2 protein-coding genes are annotated in these 1,120 nt (G+C 69.4%); both read right to left on the bottom strand.

Annotation, left to right across the window (positions count from 1 at the left end):
* Positions 1-365 (bottom strand): VG15 protein (locus HMPREF0058_RS11390; RefSeq protein WP_500861373.1); only part of this gene is annotated, 365 nt, incomplete at its 3' end.
* A gap of 73 nt (positions 366-438) precedes the next feature.
* Positions 439-957 (bottom strand): hypothetical protein, encoded by a 519-nt coding sequence (locus HMPREF0058_RS11385; RefSeq protein WP_141560561.1) that lies wholly within the window; start codon positions 955-957, stop codon positions 439-441.
* Positions 958-1,120 lie beyond the last annotated feature (163 nt).

Here is a 1,120-nt window from a genome sequence, read left to right as displayed (position 1 = left end):
ATCGGGGTGTCCTGGCGGACGGGCAGGCGCGGGTGGGCGCCGATCCGGCGAGCCTCACGTACAAACGACTTCTCCTCGCTGCGGTCTCCTCGGCTCCACCTATCCAGGGCTGTGCGGATCTCTGCACCTTGCAGGCGGTGCTCGACGACCTTGCTGCCGGTGTCGTCCGTGACCTTCCAGGCGGCGACCTCGTCGTACTTGTCGGCCAGACGCTCCCAGTCCTCCTTGCCCGGCCAGGAGCGGGAGCTGTAGACAGGCACGGCCACGCACCGGCAGTTGTCGTGGTAGCGCTCCAGGCTAGATCCGTCCCTCGTGAGCGCTGCTTCCAGCGACGAGTAGACGGGGCCGCGTGCAGCGCAGACGATGCAGAACCCACAAGCGGGCCTGTCTGCGGACGGGCGCAGCAGCCGAGCCCATGCGAAGGGCCGGCGTATCGTCCTACCCGTCTGGTCCGTGGGCAGGTCGTAGGTGATTCCGGCGTCGTCCAGGATCTGGCGGGCCTGAGCGAGGCGCGCAGCCTGCTCTGACGTCCTGCGCGTCCTCCTCGGCTGCAGCCTGCGACTGCGCCTCCAGCCAGCGGCGCTCTGAGCGAGTCAGGTTCTCCTGACCCTCGTCATCCTTCTCATGGCCGAGGTCAGTGTCGACCGAGTCCACGACGGTCTGGCGGGCCGCCATCTCCACGTGCCGTATCAGGGCCGTAGTAGCCCTCTGCTGAGTCGTGGGCGCGATGACAGGACCGCCAGCGGCGCGGATCTCGTCGCGCACCAGGGACGGGTCGTAGCGGGGCTCCGCCGGGAGGAACGCGGAGGCGCCGGCCTGGGTGCGAGCCTGGTCCTCCAGGTGGAGGAGTGCCGCGGCCCAGGCCCTGTGGCGCCCAATGGTGACGGCGTCAGCCAGGTAGGAGCGGTAGGCGCGTCCGGCAGCGTCCAGGACGGCGACACGCTCCGCCTCACTCATGCCCGCTGTGCTGACGGATGACACCGCCTGGGCGGCCCTGGCGGCGTCAGCGCGGAACAGGCAAACGATAGCGTCCAGTGCGGCCCGGAAGGTGGAGACGGACACCAGCCCTCCTGAGTGACGTAGTTGATCAGCCGACCATCGACTGCTGGTCGTGCGCGGC

The sequence above is a fragment of the Actinomyces urogenitalis DSM 15434 genome, from assembly GCF_000159035.1.
GTDB classification, from domain to species: domain Bacteria; phylum Actinomycetota; class Actinomycetes; order Actinomycetales; family Actinomycetaceae; genus Actinomyces; species Actinomyces urogenitalis.
This window is presented reverse-complemented; position numbering and strand designations above follow the sequence as displayed.